General features: G+C 70.7%; 11 protein-coding genes. 7 read left to right on the top strand and 4 right to left on the bottom strand.

All coding sequences use genetic code 11. The features are described 5' to 3' along the window. The first annotated feature begins 45 nt into the window (after positions 1-45). On the top strand, positions 46-3,345 hold the full coding sequence (locus JOL79_RS23255; RefSeq protein WP_210158014.1) for a S8 family serine peptidase: 3,300 nt from the start codon (positions 46-48) through the stop codon (positions 3,343-3,345). A gap of 158 nt (positions 3,346-3,503) precedes the next feature. Next, entirely contained in the window at positions 3,504-4,115 is a 612-nt protein-coding gene (locus tag JOL79_RS23250; protein WP_210158013.1) for a MerR family transcriptional regulator, read from the top strand. Positions 4,116-4,150: 35 nt separating this feature from the next. Here JOL79_RS23250 and JOL79_RS23245 read toward each other — a convergent pair whose 3' ends face one another. Then, complete coding sequence (locus JOL79_RS23245) at positions 4,151-4,915, bottom strand: SDR family NAD(P)-dependent oxidoreductase (protein WP_210158012.1); 765 nt, start codon at positions 4,913-4,915, stop codon at positions 4,151-4,153. Between the two features lie 255 nt (positions 4,916-5,170). Next, entirely contained in the window at positions 5,171-5,677 is a 507-nt protein-coding gene (locus JOL79_RS23240) for a flavodoxin domain-containing protein (protein ID WP_210158011.1), read from the bottom strand. A 276-nt stretch (positions 5,678-5,953) separates the two neighbouring features. On the opposite strand from JOL79_RS23240, the gene JOL79_RS23235 reads away from it, so the two are divergent. Together JOL79_RS23235 and JOL79_RS23230 are read left to right on the top strand one after the other, a co-directional pair. Beyond that, a complete protein-coding gene (locus JOL79_RS23235) occupies positions 5,954-6,553 on the top strand; it encodes a hypothetical protein (RefSeq protein ID WP_230985332.1) in 600 nt (199 codons plus the stop codon). 222 nt (positions 6,554-6,775) lie between these two features. Continuing rightward, positions 6,776-7,975, top strand: a complete 1,200-nt coding sequence (locus JOL79_RS23230) for a cytochrome P450 (RefSeq protein ID WP_210158010.1) — start codon at positions 6,776-6,778, stop codon at positions 7,973-7,975. A 25-nt stretch (positions 7,976-8,000) separates the two neighbouring features. Here JOL79_RS23230 and JOL79_RS23225 read toward each other — a convergent pair whose 3' ends face one another. Then, the gene (locus JOL79_RS23225) at positions 8,001-9,692 is read right to left on the bottom strand and encodes a TIGR02569 family protein (RefSeq protein ID WP_210158009.1); all 1,692 of its coding nucleotides are present in this window, start codon (positions 9,690-9,692) and stop codon (positions 8,001-8,003) included. 127 nt (positions 9,693-9,819) lie between these two features. Here JOL79_RS23225 and JOL79_RS23220 point away from each other — a divergent pair, with 127 nt between their 5' ends. From JOL79_RS23220 to JOL79_RS23210, 3 genes are all read left to right on the top strand, one after another. Further along, the gene (locus JOL79_RS23220) at positions 9,820-12,726 is read left to right on the top strand and encodes a helix-turn-helix transcriptional regulator (protein ID WP_210158008.1); all 2,907 of its coding nucleotides are present in this window, start codon (positions 9,820-9,822) and stop codon (positions 12,724-12,726) included. 315 nt (positions 12,727-13,041) lie between these two features. Then, positions 13,042-14,511: an SGNH/GDSL hydrolase family protein gene (locus tag JOL79_RS23215; protein ID WP_210158007.1), complete on the top strand. Its 1,470-nt coding sequence runs from the start codon at positions 13,042-13,044 to the stop codon at positions 14,509-14,511. Between the two features lie 148 nt (positions 14,512-14,659). Next, a complete protein-coding gene (locus tag JOL79_RS23210) occupies positions 14,660-15,478 on the top strand; it encodes a helix-turn-helix transcriptional regulator (RefSeq protein WP_210158006.1) in 819 nt (272 codons plus the stop codon). Positions 15,479-15,920: 442 nt separating this feature from the next. On the opposite strand, the gene JOL79_RS23200 is transcribed toward JOL79_RS23210, so the two are convergent. After that, a complete protein-coding gene (locus tag JOL79_RS23200; RefSeq protein ID WP_210158005.1) occupies positions 15,921-17,468 on the bottom strand; it encodes a tetratricopeptide repeat protein in 1,548 nt (515 codons plus the stop codon). Positions 17,469-17,679 lie beyond the last annotated feature (211 nt).

Raw genomic sequence — 17,679 nt, 5'->3', positions numbered from 1 at the left:
AGAAATCCGGATGTGCTACAGCGAACCCCCCTTATCGGCGTTGTGATGGCCGCCCTGGTAGCGGCCGCCACGCCGGCACAGGCAGCACCCCTCCCCACCCCGGCGTCCCCGGCCGGCACCCAGCCGGGGCAGGCCGCCGCCAAGGCCGGACCCCCCAAGACGGTCACCCTGATCACCGGGGACAAGGTCACCCTTCGCCCGCTCCCCTCCGGGCAGACCCAGCTCGACATCGCTCCCGCTTCCGGCAGGGAAAAGATCGACTTCATCCGCCGGCGGAGCCGGGACGGGCTCAGCGTCGTTCCTGTGGACGCCATGCCCCTCCTGGCCAAAGGCACGCTCGACCCGCGGCTGTTCGACGTCACCCGGCTGGCGGAGCTCGGCTACGACGACGCCGCCAGCCCGGCGCTCCCGCTGATCGTGACGTACCCCGCCGGCACCGCCTCCCTTCGCGTCGCGGGCGGCCGTCCGCTGCCCGCGATCAACGGGATCGCGCGGAGCGAGCCGCACGCCGACGCGGGCACGCTCTGGAAGTCCCTGACCGCGCAGGCCAGAGCGGCGTCCGTACCCGAGAAGATCTGGCTGGACGGCAAGGCCAAAGTGTCCCTCGACGTCAGCGTCCCGCACATCGGCGCGCCGCAGGCATGGGCGGCCGGCTACACCGGTAAGGACGTCCCCGTCGCGGTGCTCGACACCGGCTACGACCCCGGCCACCCCGACCTGCGGGGCCTCGTGGCGAAGTCGGAGAACTTCACCTCCGAGCCCGACGTCCGCGACCTGAACGGCCACGGCACCCATGTGGCCACCACCGTCGCCGGGTCCGGAGAGGCCTCCGGCGGCAGGTACAAGGGCGTCGCTCCCGGTGCGAAGCTCCTGATCGGCAAGATCTGCGACCAGAGCGGAAACTGCCCGGACTCCGCCATCATCGAGGGCATGACCTGGGCGGCGGAGAACGGCGCCCGCGTCGCCAACCTCAGCCTCGGCGAGCCCGACGCTCCCGGCGAAGACCCGACGGAGCTGGCCGTCGACACGCTGTCGGAGAAGTACGGCACGCTGTTCGTCATCGCGTCCGGCAACGACGGCCCCCAGGCGCTCGGCTCGCCCAGCAGCGCGGACCGCGCGCTTTCGGTCGGCGCCTCCTTCCGTGACGAGGACACGGTCGCCCCGTTCAGCAGCACCGGCCCGCGCCCCGGCGACGGCGCGGTCAAGCCCGACCTGATCGCGCCGGGAGTGGGCATCGTGGCCGGCCGGGCCGCGGGCACCTACGCCGGCGCGCCCGTGGACGACTTCTACACCGAGATGAGCGGGACGTCCATGGCCACCCCCCACGTGACCGGAGCGGCGGCGATCGTCGCCGGCCTGCATCCCGAGTGGAAGGCCGACCAGATCAAGGCGGCGCTGATGGCCTCCACCGCGCCCGGAGAGGAACTGGGCGCCTACGTCCAGGGCTCCGGCCGCGTCGACGTCGCCCGCGCCGTCACCCAGCAGGTCACGGCCGAGCCGGCCTCGCTGAGCATGGGATACGTCGAGCTGCCCCATCCCGCGCCCATCACCCGCACGCTCACCTACCGCAACGACGGCGACGGCGCCGTCGGCCTGAACCTGAGCGTGACGGCCAAGGACGGCCACGGCGAGACGGCGACGCCGTTCACGCTCGGCGCCACCACGGTGCAGGTGCCCGCGCACGGGACCGCGCAGGTCCAGGTGACCGCCGAGGCGGGCGCGACCGGCATGTTCAGCGGCACGGTCATCGCGACCGGTTCCGGGGTCTCCGTGCGCACCGGCATCGGCATGCAGGTCGAGCCGGAGAAGCGCGGCCTCAAGCTGACCTTCACCGGCACTGACGGGCAGCCCGCCCAGGCCGCCTTCGCCGGGGTGATCGACCTCGGCACCGAGGACCAGCGCAACTACGACGTCTCCGGCGGCGCACTGGACCTCCGCCTGGAGAAGGGGCACCGCTACACGGTCGTCACCCTCATGGCCGACCAGGACGGCAGCGTGGTGATGGCCGCGGACCCCGAGTTCACCCTCGACGCCGACCGCGTATTCGCCGCCGACGCCCGTAAGGCCAAGCCGGTGGACGTACGCACCGAGGAGCCGACCGCACGGCTCGCCATCGGCATGCTCGGCATGCTCCAGCTCGTCGACGGCAAGCAGCCCCTCGGCGTGGACGTCGACCTGAACGGCATGTGGGGCGCCGACCACGTAGACGGCGTCAAGGCCATCCCCACGACCCGTACGGCGAGCAAGAAGTTCGCCTTCTACCGATGGACGCAGTGGGCCAGGCCGAAGGGCGACGGCACCTACGACGACAGCCCGTACTTCTACCACCTGATGAAGGCCGAGCCGCGCATCCCCGCCGACCCCGGCTACCGCCCGAGCCGCCGGGACCTCGCCGAGGTCACCTCCACGTACGCCACCCAGCAGGACGGCAAGTTCGGCGAACACTTCGCCCTGCCGGTGCTGTACGGAACGGAGATGGCCTGGATGCCGTACGGCGGCGTGTCCCGGTTCTCGCTGCCGTTCCACCGGACCGAGTACTACACGCCCGGCGACACCGGCTGGTACCCGTCCTTCGTCCAGTACAAGCCGGACGGCTGGGACAACGTCGACCAGTTCTTCTTCGGCCGGACCACGGTCTACCGCGCCGGCGAGAAGACCTCCGCCCGCTGGAACACCGGCGTCTTCGCGCCCGCGCTCACTCCGGGCGGCGACTATTCCTGGCGGGAGGACGACACGCTGCAGTTCGCCGTCGGGTTGTTCGAGGACGGCCGGCCTGAGCGCTACTCCTACGGCTCGTACGTCAACCCCCGGGCCAGGCTCTACCGTGACGGCAAGGAGGTCTACGCCACCGACGACTACCTGCCCGGCGTGATCGAGGCGCCCGCGGACGCGAAGGAGGCCGACTACCGGCTCACCATGACCGCCGACCGCGAACCGGCCATGACGAAGGTGTCCACCCGGGTGACCGCCGAATGGCGGTTCCGGTCGAAGACGCCCGAGCCGGGCAGGCGGCAGGTGCTGCCGCTGCTCGCCGTCAAGATCGCACCGGAGCTCGACGACCGCAACCGCGCCGACGTGGGCCACATGCGCATCCCGCTGCGCGTCCAGCGGCAGGACGGCTCCCCTGACCTGAGGGTGAGCTCGCTCACCGTGGACATCTCCTACGACGACGGCCGCACCTGGCGGCCCACGCTGGTGCACCCGTCCGGTGACGGCACCTGGACCGCCGAGACCTCACATCCGGTGAGCGCGCACGGCGGTTTCGCCTCGCTGCGGGTCAGAGCCGCCGGCACCGGCGGCAACATCTTCACCGAGACCGTCACCAGGGCGTACGGGATCAAGTGAGTCCGCAGGCCCCGCCGCCTCCCGTCATGGCGGCGGGGTCTCCGTCCCCCTTCGAGGTTCAGCACGCTTGAGGTCACGGTGCGGCCTCTCCCCGGGAGAGGGTCAAATCCTTCGGCCGGGCTTGACCTTCCCCCACCGGGAGAGTGCACAGTGCTGCCATGCGTCCCGGCCTCACCATCGGCGAATTCGCCCAGCTCACCCACCTGAGCGTGCGGACACTGCGCCGATATCACGAGGCCGGTCTGCTCGAGCCGGCCACCGTCGATCCGGGCAGCGGATACCGCTACTACACCAGCGAGCAGATCCCGGCCGCGCAGGTCATCCATCGCCTGCGCGAGCTCGACATGCCGTTGCGCGAGGTCCGCGAGGTCCTGACCACCTCCGACCCGGACGCCCGCGCCTCCCTGGTCGCCGGGCATCTGCACCGGCTCGAGTCCGAGCTGGAACGGACCGGCCCCCCAGGCGGCAGCTACGACAACGAACTGTTCACCATGGGACGCGGAGACGTCCTCGTCTACCGTCCCGCCACCGACCCGCCCACCGTCGGCCGGGTCCGTCCGGTCACCCTGCCGGCCGCCGAACTGGCCGTCACCATGCATCACGGGCCGCACGACGACATCGACGTGTCCTACGGCCGGCTCGGTGCGCACGCCCTGGCAGTCGACGGCCCAGTGCACGAGCGATACCTGGTGGGGCCACGCGACAGCGCCGACCCGAGCTCATGGCGCACCGAGATCGGCTGGCCGATCTTCCGCCTCTCCCCCGTCTGAGGCGGACCGGCAGCGTGCCCGAACGGCGGGTGACGTCACCAGGCGGTGGAGCCGCCGTCCACGGGGTAGTTGGCGCCCGTGATGAAAGCGGCCCGGTCGGAGGCGAGGAACGCCGCCAGTTCGACGATCTCCTCCGGGCGACCGAAGCGCTTGAGGAGCGTCTTGCCGGTTATCGCGTCCCGGGCCGCCTGGTTGTCGCCGAGGTCGCGATCGCTGCGCGGCGTCAGGGTGGGTCCGGGACTGATCGCCACGGCGCGGATCCCGTGAGGTGCGCCTTCGAGCGCGAGCTGCCGCGTCATGCCGATGATGCCGGCGTTCGCCGCGCTGTGGGCCACCATCGGGGGAACCGAGCCGGCGACCATGCCGGCCATGGACGCGACGTTGATGATGACCCCGCCACCGCGCCGGACCAGATGCGGCCAGGCGAACTTCGACACGAAGAAGGGGATGTCGAGCTCGCCGGTTATGGTCGCCCGCCAGTCGTCGATCGAGAAATCGGGCATCGGTCCGAAGCGGACCAGGGCCGCGTTGTTGTAGATCACGTCGAGCCCGCCGAACGCGGCCGCCGCGTCCTCGACCGCCTGCCGCACCTGTTCCGGGTCGGTGAGATCGACCGGCGCGATGCCCGCCATCTCGCCGCCCTCCGCTCGAACGAGTTCGACCGTCTCGTCGTTGGTACGGGGATCGATGTCGAGTCCCACGATCCTCGCGCCTTCTCGCGCGAAGATCAGCCCCGCCGCGCGCCCCAGGCCCCCTCCGCTGCCGGTGATCAGTACTACCTTCTCGTCAAGCGTTCCCATGGAACCTCTCCTGGTCCGGTTCGTGGACTTTCCGGGACTCCTCGCTCGCGGTCCGAAACCCGAGGTGGAGCCCGGTAATTGACGAGTCAATCAAAGCGGTAGTTGACGTGTCAATCTCTCCGTCCGTGCGCGGCGGGGTGACGCTCGTCACGACATTTCGGCAGCTCACGATGCGATCTCCGCCGAAACCTCGGCTCCGGGGCCGCTCCGGCTGTCACTCGGCCATGCGCTGCCGGCGGGGCCGAGCGGGCGCCGTCAGGACTTCGCCTGTTCGGTGGCCGCCACCTGCGCGGCGACGCGCAGCGCCCAGTCGCGCACCCGATCCTGATCGCGGTAGTCGCCTCCGGACCTCTCGGCGATCGCGGAGGCGAGGAAGCCCCTGGCGTCGTGGGTGAGCCGCCCGCCGAACGTCCGGTGCTCACACGCGTCGAGAGCGGCAGACGCACGGGCCGCCTGGGGAACCGGCGGGATCTCGCCCTCCTGCGCGGACCGGTCGAGCGGCCCGCTACTGAACAGCCACACCGGCCGTCCGGACAGCGCCGCGGCGTGCCGGCGGGCGAAGCGCCGGGCGTCCTTGTGCCAGCGCCCCGCGTACAGCGCGCCGCCCAGCACCACGGCGTCGTAGGCCGACACGTCGCGGACCGTCCCCGCGTCCGCGACCTCGGTCTCAAGCCCCTGGCCGCGCAGGGTCTCGCCGATCCAGCCCGCGATCTCCGCGGTCGAGCCTCGTTTGGATCCGTAGGCCACCAGCACCCGTGTCATGGCCGGGCCTCCCTTCTCGAGGGACTGTCGATCACAGCCTCCGGCCACGACGACCGGGCGGACAGAGTCTCTGGACCCGTCCCCAGCGGTCGTAGGACCCGCGAGACACGTGCATCCGGCGGCGGTGTCCACCCTGGAGACCACATGGGCCGAAAGTCCCACGATCACGGGCCTTCGGGACGATCGCGGAGTGCCGTACGGCTCCTGTGGCACGGCCGGTGATCGCGGTTTCCTTGAGGTGTCACAAGAGAGCAAAGACGTTGAAAGGGGCCGGTCATGGCCATCACCCAAGGGCGCAACCAGAGGAACAACCGCCTCTACGACGCCGCTCCCCCCGCGGTCACCGTCCCCGCCCCCCGCACGCACACCGAGGCGATTCCCGCCGCGGGCGCCGGACCGGTCCGGTACGTGTGGGCCGCCGCCCGCATCGCCATCGGCTGGGTGTTCCTGTGGGCCTTCCTGGACAAGCTGTTCGGCTGGGGTTTCGCCACCCCCGCAGCCAAGGCGTGGATCAACGGCGGCAGCCCGACCACCGGCTTCCTGAAGGGCACCACCGACCACACCTTCGGCGGCCTGTTCAACGCCCTCGCGGGACAGGCCTGGGTCGACTGGCTGTTCATGACCGGCCTCGCCGGCATCGGCGCCGCCCTCGTCCTCGGCGTCGGAATGCGCCTCGCCGCCACCACCGGCGGGCTGCTCCTGCTCATGATGTGGGCCGCCGAACTGCCGCTGACCACCAACCCCTTCATGGACGAGCACATCGTCTACGCCATCGTCCTGGCAGGCCTGACCCTGGTCGGCGCGGGCAACACCCTCGGGCTCGCCAGATGGTGGGCCTCCACCCCGCTGGTCCGCCGCCTCCCGATCCTCAAGTAGACCTCATCTGATCTCACCGCTCGCCGGCTCCTGTGCCCGTCCCCGCTCCCGGGGGCGGGCACGGGCGCGTGTCCGGGAACCGGGCGGCGGCGCCGGTCTTGACGCGGTGTCGTGTCAGCACCGCGTCAGCACGCCGACGGCCCGGTATCAGAGCCGTCGGCGAGGGTGGACGCGATCGACGGTTCCGCTCACCGAGAACCCAGGCCGACGAGAGGTACGACCATGGAACACACCGTCACCACGATGCCGGCGGCACGTCGGCCCGGCTGCCCCTTCGACCCGCCGGCGGAGCTCGTCGAGGCCCGCGGGCACGGCCCCATCAGCCGCTACTCCTTCCCCGACGGACACCAGGGCTGGCTGATCACGGGATACGACCTCGTCCGGTCGGTCCTCGCGGACCCGCGGTTCAGCTCGCGTAAGGAGCTCATGCTCCACCACCCGCTCGTCGACTACACCGGCGTGGAGGTCCCACCGGCGCCGCCCGGCGAGTTCCTCCTCATGGACGACCCACAGCACAGCAGGTACAGGAAGCCGCTGGTGGGCAGGTTCACCGTACGGCGGATGCGACTGCTCACCGAGCGCGTCGAGCAGATCACCGCCGGCCGCCTGGACGCCATGGAGAAGGCCGGGCCGCCGGCGGACCTGGTGACCGCGTTCGCCAAGCCCATCCCCGCCATGGTGATCTGTGAGCTGCTGGGCGTGCCGTACGAGGACCGGGGTCACTTCCAGGAGCAGATCGACGTGTTCCTCAGCGGGGAGACAGGAGACGAGGAGCTGATCGCCGCCTACACCTCGACCCAGAACTACCTCGCGGAGCTGGTGGCCGCCGAGCGCGCGAACCCCACCGACGACGTGCTCAGCGACCTCACCGACGGTGATTTCACCGATGAGGAGCTGAGGGGGATGAGCCTGATCCTGCTGGCGGCCGGGCTCGACACCACCGCGAACATGCTGGCCTTGGGCACCTTCGCCCTGCTTCGCCATCCCGAGCAGCTGGCCGCGCTGCGCGCCGACCCCGGGCTCACCGACCAGGCGGTCGAGGAGTTGCTGCGGTATCTGAGCGTCGCCAAGACGTTCATGAGGACGGCGCTGGAGGACGTCGAGCTGGGCGGCCGGACCATCGAGGCCGGTACGGCGGTCATCCTGTCGTACAACACCGCCAACCGCGACCCCGGCCGCTTCGCCGACCCCCACGTGCTCGACATCCGGCGCCAGCCGGCCGGGCACCTGGCCTTCGGTCACGGCATCCACCAGTGCCTCGGCCAGCAGCTGGCCCGCGTCGAGATGCGGGTCGCGTTCCCCGCTCTGCTCACCCGCTTCCCCACCCTGCGCCTGGCCGTACCCGCCGACGAGGTCGCGCTGCGGCCGGAGACCGCCGACATCCACGGGGTCAAGAGCCTCCCGGTCACCTGGGACGCGTGACATGCCCCCGCATGGGCGTCGCCTGTCAGGTCACCGGCTGCGGGGGCGGAATGTCCAGGAGGCGGCTGGCCCATGACAGGGCGACGCCGAGGCGACGCCGGCGTTGGTCGAACAGCGCCGGGTCCGCGTCGCGCGCCGGGGTGAGCAGGGGCTGCTGTCCGGCGATCAGGGCGGCATGGCCGGTGGCGTGCGGTCCCTGGCCGAGTTCCGGCGCGGGGCCGCCTTCGGCGTGCAGGGCGACGAGCCAGAGGTGGTGGTCGAGCCAGGGATGGCCGATCGCCGCCGACGCCCAGTCGGCCAGCACCAGGCGGCCGTCGTGCCACCACAGGTTCGCGGCGCGTACGTCCCGGTGGATCAGGCTGTCCCCCTCGGTGGGCGCCTCGGCTGCCGCGCCGTGCAGCATGTCCAGGTGGTCCGTCAGCCACCGCTGGGAGCACACGTGCATACGCAGCAGGCGTGCCGGGTCGGCGGCGACGGCCTCCCAGGGGTTGGGCTTCGCCCGCAACACCGGCACGCCGGGCGGCGCGGGCAGCATGTGCACCTCGTGGAGGAGCTCGCGCGTGGCCGCGACGAGGCCGGGGGTCCACTCGCGGAGCCAGTGCTCCGGCTCCAGCATCTCCAGCACGAGCATCGGCAGCGGTTCGCGTGTGCTCGCCAGCAGCCGCGGCAGGAACGGCCGCTCACCCAGCGCCTCGTACACCGCCAGTTCCGTGCCGAATTCCACGCGATCGACGTTCGCGCCGACCTTGACGAACACCGAACCGCCCCCGGCGCGGTCGGCGATCCGCGTCACCGACCTGCTGTGCCCGCCGGCGACCGGCCGCAGCCCGACGATCGCGCGGCCGAGTGCGCGACCGGCCGACTCGGCGATCTCAGGATCGGCCGGCGGCATGGTGGTGGCGGGCCGGCCGGACACCCGCGACAGCAGCAGTTCGGCCACCGATTCGTTGGCGCGGCGGACCGCCAGCCTGCTGTCCGGGTCGGGCCGCCCGAGCGACTCGGTGACCAGGCGCCATATCAAGGCTCGCAGCAGCAGTTGATCGATCTCTTCCTCGCAGGCGAGTTCGTCGAGGATGCCGGGCGGTGCGCCTGACCAGGCCAGCAGGTCCACAGCCGCGACCGCCAGCGCGTACCCCGCGGGCCGCCGGCTCGGTGCGAAGTCGATGACCGCCGGTGGCCGCCCGGCCGCGAACAACACATTGCCGGCGATGTCACCGTGCACGAGCTGGTTGGGCAACCGAATCGGCCGGATGGCGGCCCGCAACCCGTCCACCAGATCCGACAGCTCCGGCGCCACCTCGACCTCGGCCCGATCCCACGCCACCCGCTCGGCGACGTCCCAGCGGGTGTGGCCGCGTCCCAGCCAATCGGGTGCCGGGACACCGGCCAGGGCCGCGTGGAACGCCCGGCTGGCCGCCACGACTTCGGGCCACCGCGCCACCGGGGCCGGCACGCCCTTGATTGCGGTCCACGCCGCCCACCCGCCGACGACCCATGAGCCGTCGGCCGCGCGCACCGGCCGCGGTACGCGGAACCCCGGTCCGCGCAGGTCGGCGAACACCTCCGCCAGCCACGACGCCTCCACCGGATGCCGGACGGGCTTGAAAATCAGGTCATCCGCCTGCCAGCAGGTGCCCCCTCCTCCGGGTAGCCGAAGCGCCGGCCCGGACGGAACCCCGAAGGCCGCGCGCACGTTCAGCGGCAGATCGTCGAACACGGCTCCACAATCCGGACCACCCTCTTCGGTGTCAATCGAATATCCGCCACCCGATCCGGCTGGCGAATTGTCTGATGTGCCGGAAACGGCGGCGTATTCCCAACTGACGATCATCCCATTAGGCTGGGTGCCGCTGCTGGCTTCACTCACCGGACTCGGGCAGGGCGAGATGGCCAACGGAGCGACATACGGCACTCTGATCGGTCGTGACCCTGAGCTCAGCCTCCTCGCGAGGGCCGTGTCGGGCGCGGCGGACGGTGCGCTCCGGGCCGTGGCGGTGCGTGGCGATCCGGGGATGGGGAAGACCCGTCTACTCGCCGAACTGGCCGATCTGGCCCGGGCCCGTGGCTTCACCGTCCATCACGGTCAAGCGACCGAGTTCGAACGTGACGTACCGTTCGGCGTCTACCTCGCGGCGTTCGAACCCCAGCCGGGTGACCCCGGCCAGGACGCGCAGGGTGCGCTGACCGAGTTGCTGCTGGACGCCACCGGGCCGTCCGAGGCCCGGCGCGCGGGGCTCGGCCGCTACCGGCTCTTCCAACGCGCGCGCCGGCTCATCGAAGATCAGGGGGCCGTCGGCCCGGTCGCCATCGTGCTCGACGACCTGCACTGGGCGGATCAGTCCTCTGTGGAGCTGACCGAATACCTGCTGCGCCGGCCGCCTCGGGCGCCCTTGCTGCTCGCCACCGCGTACCGCGCGGCCCAGGTGCCCGCGGGCATCGCCCGGGCCATCGCCGAACTCGGCGAGGCGGCCGTCCACATCGGTCTCGCCCCGCTGAGTGAGGCCGACGTGGCGGCGCTGGTGCCGGAGGCGGATCGAGGCCGCCGACGACTGCTGTACCGCACCACCCACGGCAACCCGCTCTACCTCCAGGTGCTCGCCGACGCCGGCGTGGAGACGCTCACCGCCCTCGCGGAGGCCGGTGGCACGGCGACCGGCGCACCCGAGCGGGCGCTGCTCGACGTGCTCAGCACCGAACTGACCGCCCTGACGCCGGATGTCCGGCACGTGGCCTGTGCGGCGGCGGTGGCCGGTGAACCGATTTCGCTGGACCTCGTCGCGTCCATCACCGAACTGCCGGAGGCCGCCCTCGATCGCGCCGTCGACCACCTGGTCGGCGTGGGCCTGGTGGTCGAGGCCGACGCCACGTTCCGGTTCCGTCACCCGCTGGTCCGGGCGGCGGCGTACTGGATGGCCGGAGCGGCCTGGCGGTCGCGGGCGCACGAGCGGGCGGCGGAGTGTCTGCGCGGCAACGGCGGCCCGCTGCAACTGCTGGCCCACCACACCGCACGATCGGCGCAGCACGGCGACGTGCAGGCGGTGCGAACGCTGGAGGCGGCGGCCTCGGCGGCACTGGACGCCGCTCCGTCCACCGCCGTCCGGTTGTTGCGGACGGCGATCCGGTTGCTGCCGGACGAGGCCGACCTGGCCTTGTGGCGAGTCCAACTCCAATGGGCGCTGGGCCGCGCGCTGGGCGTGACCGGCGATCTGGCGGCCAGCCGGCAGATCCTGCAGGAGGTGATGCGGGCGCCGGGGCCGCTGCGGATCGCGGCGGTGAGCTTCTCCTCGATGATCTATCGCCTGCTCGGCGACTACGACGAGGCGAAAGCGCTTGTCACCACCGAGCTGACCCGGCCGCACGCGCGTGACCGGCCGACCGGCCTGGCCCAGGTAGGGCTGGCCGCGGTCGAGTTGATGGGGCGGGAGCCGGGAAAGGCGCGGCTCGCGGCCGCCGACGCGATCCGGTCCCTGAGCGACGCGGACGACGAGGCGCTGGAATCGGCCGCCCGCACGATCCACGCGCTGGCCAGCCTGCGCGACGGCCACGTGGCACAGAGCCGGCGCGAGACCGACCGGGCGGCGTGGCTGACGGACGCCATGACCGACGACGTGCTCGCACCGCACCTCGAGTTGATCGCACCGCTGGCCTGGGTCGAGATCCACCTGCGACGCTACGACGACGCCTCGCGGCATCTGCGCCGCGGGCTGGACATCGCCTACCGCGCCGGGCGCAGCCACAGCGTGCCGTACCTGCTCATCGCCCTGTCCGCGCTGAACGAGCGGCAGGGCCGGCTGTCCGAGGCGATGACCGCGGCCGAGGAGGCCCGCGAGTCGTCCCGGCTGATCCACAGCCGGGAGACCCTGGCCATGTCCAGCGTCCTGCTGCTGCGTCCGCTGTTGTGGCGGGACGGGCCGCGGGCCGCCGTGGAACTGGCCGAACGGATCTCCGGGACCCGGCCCCGGTCCGGCTGGTGGTCCGGGCTGGCGCAGCTCGACCTCGCGCTGGTCTACGCCGAGGCCGGGCAGCCCGACCGCGCTATCGCCGCGCTGACCCGGGATGACGGCGGCGACGAGCCGACCACGACGTACTGCCTGGCCCTCCAGGCGATGGTCACAGCCGTCGCCGGTGCCCGGTCCGAAGCCTGCTCACTCGCCGAACACGCCCTTTCCAGGGCGATGAAGTCGGGTCTGGCCCATCAGCTGGGCTCCGCGCACCGGGCGCAGGCGAAGGTACTGATGCTCTCCGGGAGTTCGAAGGAAGCGGCCGTTCACGCGGCACGGGGCGCCGACCATTTCGCCGCCGCCGGCGCGCCGGTCGAGGAGGGGCTCACGCGCCAACTCGCCGCCGAACTGTATGCCGGTCTGGGTTCGGTCGCGAAGGTCCGCGACGAGATAGGCCGGGCCAAATCCCTGTACGCCGCCACCGGCGCGGCCTGGCTCTCCGCCGCGTTGACCCGCGACGAGCGCCGGCTCGCCGCCCGGGCGCCCCGGAGACAGCGGCAACCGGCCGGCCCGCTCTCCGCGCTCACCACCCGGGAACGGCAGATCGCCGACCTCGCGGTGAGCGGGCTGACGAACCAGCAGATCGCGGAGCGGCTGTACCTGAGCCCCAAGACGGTCGAGGCTCACCTCTCCCGCACCTTCGCGAAGCTCGGCGTCCAGTCTCGCGTCACGCTCATCCAGCACGTGGCCGCGGACGCACAGGCCCGGGACGACCGGCCGGCCGCAGGCCCGGACGCCGGGCCGATGTAGGGGGAGGAGTAGGGAACCGCCCGATGCTAGCGACGGCCGTCGTGGCGCATTCTGCTGCGGCAAGCCACGCGATCATCGAGTGAGGTTCGCATGTCACCCTCCCGTGTCCCAAGACGTACCCGGGTACGCGTCGCACTGACGGCGTTGTTCGCCGCCCTGGGGCTGCTCCTGCCGGCCGCTGTGGCCGCCGCCGATCCGATACCGTTGCCGACTCGGCCTCCGTTCCCGACGTTTTCGCCGCTGCCATCCGGCGTTCCGCTCCCGACACGCCCGCCGCTACCGGTCCCGCTGCCGTGCCCGCCGACCTGTGTCGACGTGCCGGGACCGGAGCCGTACGACGCGGTCGTCTACGGCGACAGCTACACCAGCGGTGAGGGCGCGAGCCACAACCACACGTACGTGACGAAGTCCGACGGCAGCGAGGACTGGACTCACAGGTCGGGTCTGGCCCCCTTCGCCGTGGCCTGGACGGGCCTGGAAATGGGCCGCTACCCGTTGTACAGGCCGACCCTCACCTCGGGCACGATGCTGACGTTCTTCGGGCGCGACCGGCTCTTCTTCAATGCTTCATCCGGCGCGTGGATCAAACACCTGAACGAGCCGCAGATGGAGACGAAGGGCGGAACGGTCGTCCGTAATCCGCCACAGGCCCAGGACGTCCCGACCATGGCCAAGATCGTCTACTTCGGGCTCGGCGGCAACGACGCCGGTTTCGCCGACCTGGTCAGCACCGCGGCCGAGGCGTACCTGAACCCGCCCAACGGCCGCTTCGGAGTGTTCACCTGGCAGACCGACCAGGAGCAGTCGGTCGCCCTGGAGGTGAGCCGGCTGCAGCCGCGAATAGACTCCCTGCCGAGCAAGATCGCTCAGGGACTGTGGAGCGTCCGGGAGACCCACCCGGTGGCGGAGATCGTCGTGGCGCTCTACCCGCTCGGGGTCAAGGCGTCGGGCAACACCGGCATCGAGGAGATCACCGGCCACACCATGGACCTGATGTATCCTTTCGCGGCCAAGGTGAACCAGGCCATCCGGGACGGGGTGGCGCAGTTCCAGGCCAGCTATCCGAACACCAAGGTCCACGTCTTCGACCCGAACACGGCCGGGCCGAACGGCACCAGCGTGGTCGCAGGACATGAGCTCGGCCAGCCCGACTCCTACTTCCAGGGCCTCGTGCGCCGCCCGGACGTGCTGTGGAGCGGCAAGATCTTCCAGTCGTTCCAGGAGAGCTTCCACCCGAACGAGCTCGGCGCGGTGGCCATCGGCAAGGCGCTCGCGACCTTCCTGGCGGCCAAGATGCCGGCGCTCTTCCCGCAGGGGCCGAACTTCGACCGCGTGACCATCAATCCGCAGCCGTTGGCCGCCGCGACGCCGGATGAGATCCAGTCGGTCGGGCAGTGGGCGTACACCAACTCCTCGCAGCTCTGCGAGGAGACCGACATCGACAGCGTGTGCCGCGCCATCACCCCGACCGGCATCGTCCTGTCGACCGACCTCTGGTTCGACCCCGGCAAAGTCCGCCCGTTCCCCATCCCCGGCGAGCCGGTGCCGGGCGGCTCTGACACGGGTTCACCCGGCGGCGGTGGTGGCGGCGGCGGGTCGACCTGGATCCCGGCCGACTACATCCCGAAGGACCCGTGTGACATCTTCCGGCCGGTCCGCTATGAGTTCTACACGGGGGTGCAGGTCAGGGGCGGACCGTTGCAGACCGCGACGACGATCGACGCCATCGTCCTCGCTCCCAAGAAGCCCAAGTGCGTCCCGGGCGTGGGTCTGATCTTCCAGTGACCGCCGCCTCAACACGCCACGACCGCCGCCCCGACCGGTTCCACCGGGGCGGCGGTCGCCGTTGGGCGTGGCGGCGGCCGGCCGTGCCGCTTGAGCTGGGCAAAGGGCGCCGAGACGGATCCGACAACCTCCCCTTACACTCTTCGACATGGATAGTGACAGGCTTCTCGGAGACTTTCTCCGCGCCCGCCGTCACGTCACGACTCCCGAACGGGTCGGGTTGCCGCCGATCGGCCGCCGCCGCACGCCAGGGCTGCGCCGGGAGGAAGTGGCCATGCTGGCAGGCGTGAGCGCCGAGTACTACGGCCGGCTGGAACAGGGCCGTGAGCGCCGTCCGTCGGAGCAGGTGATCGACGCCCTGGCGCGGGCACTGCGACTCGACTCCGAGGCCACCCAGCACCTCCGGGAGTTGGCGCGCCCCCGGACGGTCGGGCCGAGGCCGGTCGACACGGCCGACCAGCTCAGCCCGACCATCCTGCGGCTCCTTGACTCCTGGAACCACATCCCGGCCTTCGTGGTGAACCGCCGGCTGGACATCCTTGCCATGAACCAGGTGACCACCGCTCTCTTCGAGTGGCTCCCGCACCACGACAACCTGGTCCGCCTCACCTTCCTCAACCCCGAGGCGCGCGAGTTCTACCCGAGATGGGAACAGGAGGCCATGTCCGATGTGGCCCATCTGCACGCCGAGGCGGGAGCGCTCGGCGGCGACCCTTTCCTGGTGGAACTGGTCGAAGAGCTGTCCACGGAAAGCGAGGACTTCGGCCGGCTGTGGGCTCGTCACGACATACGCGCCAGAAACCAGGAGTTCGTCCACCTGCGTCACCCCCAGGCCGGCGAGATGACCCTCCGACATGAGACGGTGCGCTTCGACAGCGCTCCTGACCTCTGCGTCTTCCTGGGTGAACCGGAGCCCGGCAGCCCGTCCGAAGCCGCCCTCTCCAGGCTCCGCGGTCACATGCCCTGAATGGGTCTGTCCAGTGAACGGGTCTGTCCCGTAATCGGTGGCGCTCAGTGATCTTCAGTGCAGCGGAATGCGATGGCGCAGGAGGTCGAACCCGGCCCGGCCGTGCATCTGCCGCATGATTCTCTTCGTTCGCGTGTTGACGCCTTAGGTCCGGCCGTTGTGATGCGGCAGGGTGATGCCGGCGTTCGCAGCTTCCCGATCGAGTTCGAGGACACCGGACTGCGCGGCCTTCCCCCGCGCGACTTCACTGATCCGCACCGACTCCGGCGGCGGCACCCACGCACGATCGCCAAGGGTTCCCCGCACCTGCGGGGCCGTGGTCGGCGAAGACCGTCATGGCGGCGCAGCTCCGGCCCGGGGTTCAGGCCGAGTTCCTCCACGAAAACGCGCCTGGCTTCGCCGTAGGTGGTAAGCGTTTCCCCGAGCAGCCCCGACGCGCGCGTCAGGATCGCTCGCTGATCCTCCCGCGCGCCTCGGTCACCCACAGCGGCTGGAACCCTTCCCCAGCCAGGTCAGCGAATTCGTCGATTTTCTCGGACAGCCCCTCTTCCGGCCTGCCAGTGATCCTCGCCCGCGCCACAAGGATCCTGCAGCGCCACACAGCGTCATCCTCCACGGTGAACAAGCGCTCGGCCTGCCCCACGAAGTCCATTGCGGCGTCTCTACGGCCACGGGCGAGTTCCAGCAGCGCCTGGCTGTAGTGCAGTCTGGCATGGGAGCGCCGATCGTTCACCGCCTTCAGGCCGGCGTGTGCGGCCTCGAACATCACCTCCGCCTCCTGGTAACGCCCGGTGCGGCGGAGCAGGACGGCCCGGCTACGTTGAACCTGGGCGACACCCGGCTTGTCGGAGAGGGCGGTGAACATGGCCTCGCACTCGTCGAGCAGCAGAGAGGCGCGCGGCCAGTCCCGCAACCGGTCCGCCAGCCGGGCCTGGCCGAGCAACGCGATCACTGTCCAACGGCGGTCGCCCACGCCACGGCACAATTCATAGGACCGCTGGAACATCTGCTGCGCGTCGGCAAAGCGGCCGACGTAGCAGTGGAGCACCCCTCGAGTGTGCAGGGCGCGCCCGGCGGCGATCCTGTCGTCCAGCACGTCAAAGGTCTCCAGAGCCGCCGACAGCAGCGCATCGGCCTCGCTGAGCCGTCCCTGCTCGCGCAAGACGATGGCGAGATTGTGCTGTGCCGAGGCGATTAGCACAGAGATGGCGGAGTCGCCGGAGACCTGGAGCACCCCGAACTCGTCGAGGCTGCGGCGCAGACTTCGCTCCGCCGCGAAGAGGCTGCCGCCGTCGCGCTCAATCACGCCAGCCATCAGGTCAAGATGGGCGACTTTGCGCGCCTCTCCCCTGCGCAGCCGCCGTTCCCGCAGTTCGCTCAGCACCACGACTCCCTCGTCGTGCCGGTTCTCTGAGAGGAGGTTGCTGACATAGGTGTAACGGACCTCCAACTCCGCCTCCTCGTCGCCCGCCGCCAGCGCGGCGGCCAGGGCGAGGTCCTTCACACGCCTCGACTCCGGGCCATGATGGGAGAGGATGAACACCGCATGCAGAATGTCCGCCAGCCCCCACACATAGCGCCAGTGTTTCTGCGCATGAGCCTGTTCGACGGATGACACCAGATCGGCGCGCTCCTCCAGCAGCCACTCCATTGGATCGGCGGGCGTTGGTACGTCATCCGGCAGAGGAGCCCAGAGCAGCGGCAAGGACTTCGCGAACTCGAAGTTCGACGTGACGGGATGGTCCCGCGTGTACTGGAGTGCCAGCGCCAGATGACCGCTCAGCAGGCGTTCCTCGGCCGCGGTCACGGCCTGCGGTTCGAGGTCGCCGCGCATCTTCTCACGGGCGTAGAGTCGCACCAGGTCGTGGAACCGATACCGCAGGCTCCCAGAGGAGTCCGTCTCGGACGCACGCAGCAGTTGCGCCTCCACTAGTTGCTCCAGGTACTCCTCCGCTTCGTCGACCTCGGTCCCCAAGAGAGCCGCAGCCATCCAGGGAGCGATACGAATGGCGCGCACTGAGCCCAGGAGCGCGAAGAGGCGTCTGGTCGTACTGTCCAACGCCGCGTAACCGCTCGAGCAATTGTCAAATCCTGTGGATTGCGTGTGATTCACAGAGCTCGAAGCCATTGGTCGAGGGCTGCGAAGTCGTCGTCGGCGAGTCCCCGGTATGACTCCACGTGGTGGAGGAGAGCCTGGCCGC

This window comes from Microbispora oryzae (genome assembly GCF_017896165.1).
GTDB lineage: Bacteria > Actinomycetota > Actinomycetes > Streptosporangiales > Streptosporangiaceae > Microbispora > Microbispora oryzae.
The sequence above is the reverse complement of the archived record's forward strand: the minus strand, read 5'-3'. Positions and strand labels throughout refer to the sequence as shown.

Bases quoted from the DNA above. Each gene is read 5' to 3' on its own strand.
- JOL79_RS23255 (WP_210158014.1), top strand. From the start codon at position 46: ATGGCCGCCCTGGTAGCGGCCGCCACGCCGGCACAGGCAGCACCCCTC.
- JOL79_RS23250 (WP_210158013.1), top strand. From the start codon at position 3,504: ATGCGTCCCGGCCTCACCATCGGCGAATTCGCCCAGCTCACCCACCTG.
- JOL79_RS23245 (WP_210158012.1), bottom strand. From the start codon at position 4,915: ATGGGAACGCTTGACGAGAAGGTAGTACTGATCACCGGCAGCGGAGGG.
- JOL79_RS23240 (WP_210158011.1), bottom strand. From the start codon at position 5,677: ATGACACGGGTGCTGGTGGCCTACGGATCCAAACGAGGCTCGACCGCG.
- JOL79_RS23235 (WP_230985332.1), top strand. From the start codon at position 5,954: ATGGCCATCACCCAAGGGCGCAACCAGAGGAACAACCGCCTCTACGAC.
- JOL79_RS23230 (WP_210158010.1), top strand. From the start codon at position 6,776: ATGGAACACACCGTCACCACGATGCCGGCGGCACGTCGGCCCGGCTGC.
- JOL79_RS23210 (WP_210158006.1), top strand. From the start codon at position 14,660: ATGGATAGTGACAGGCTTCTCGGAGACTTTCTCCGCGCCCGCCGTCAC.
- JOL79_RS23200 (WP_210158005.1), bottom strand. From the start codon at position 17,468: ATGGCTGCGGCTCTCTTGGGGACCGAGGTCGACGAAGCGGAGGAGTAC.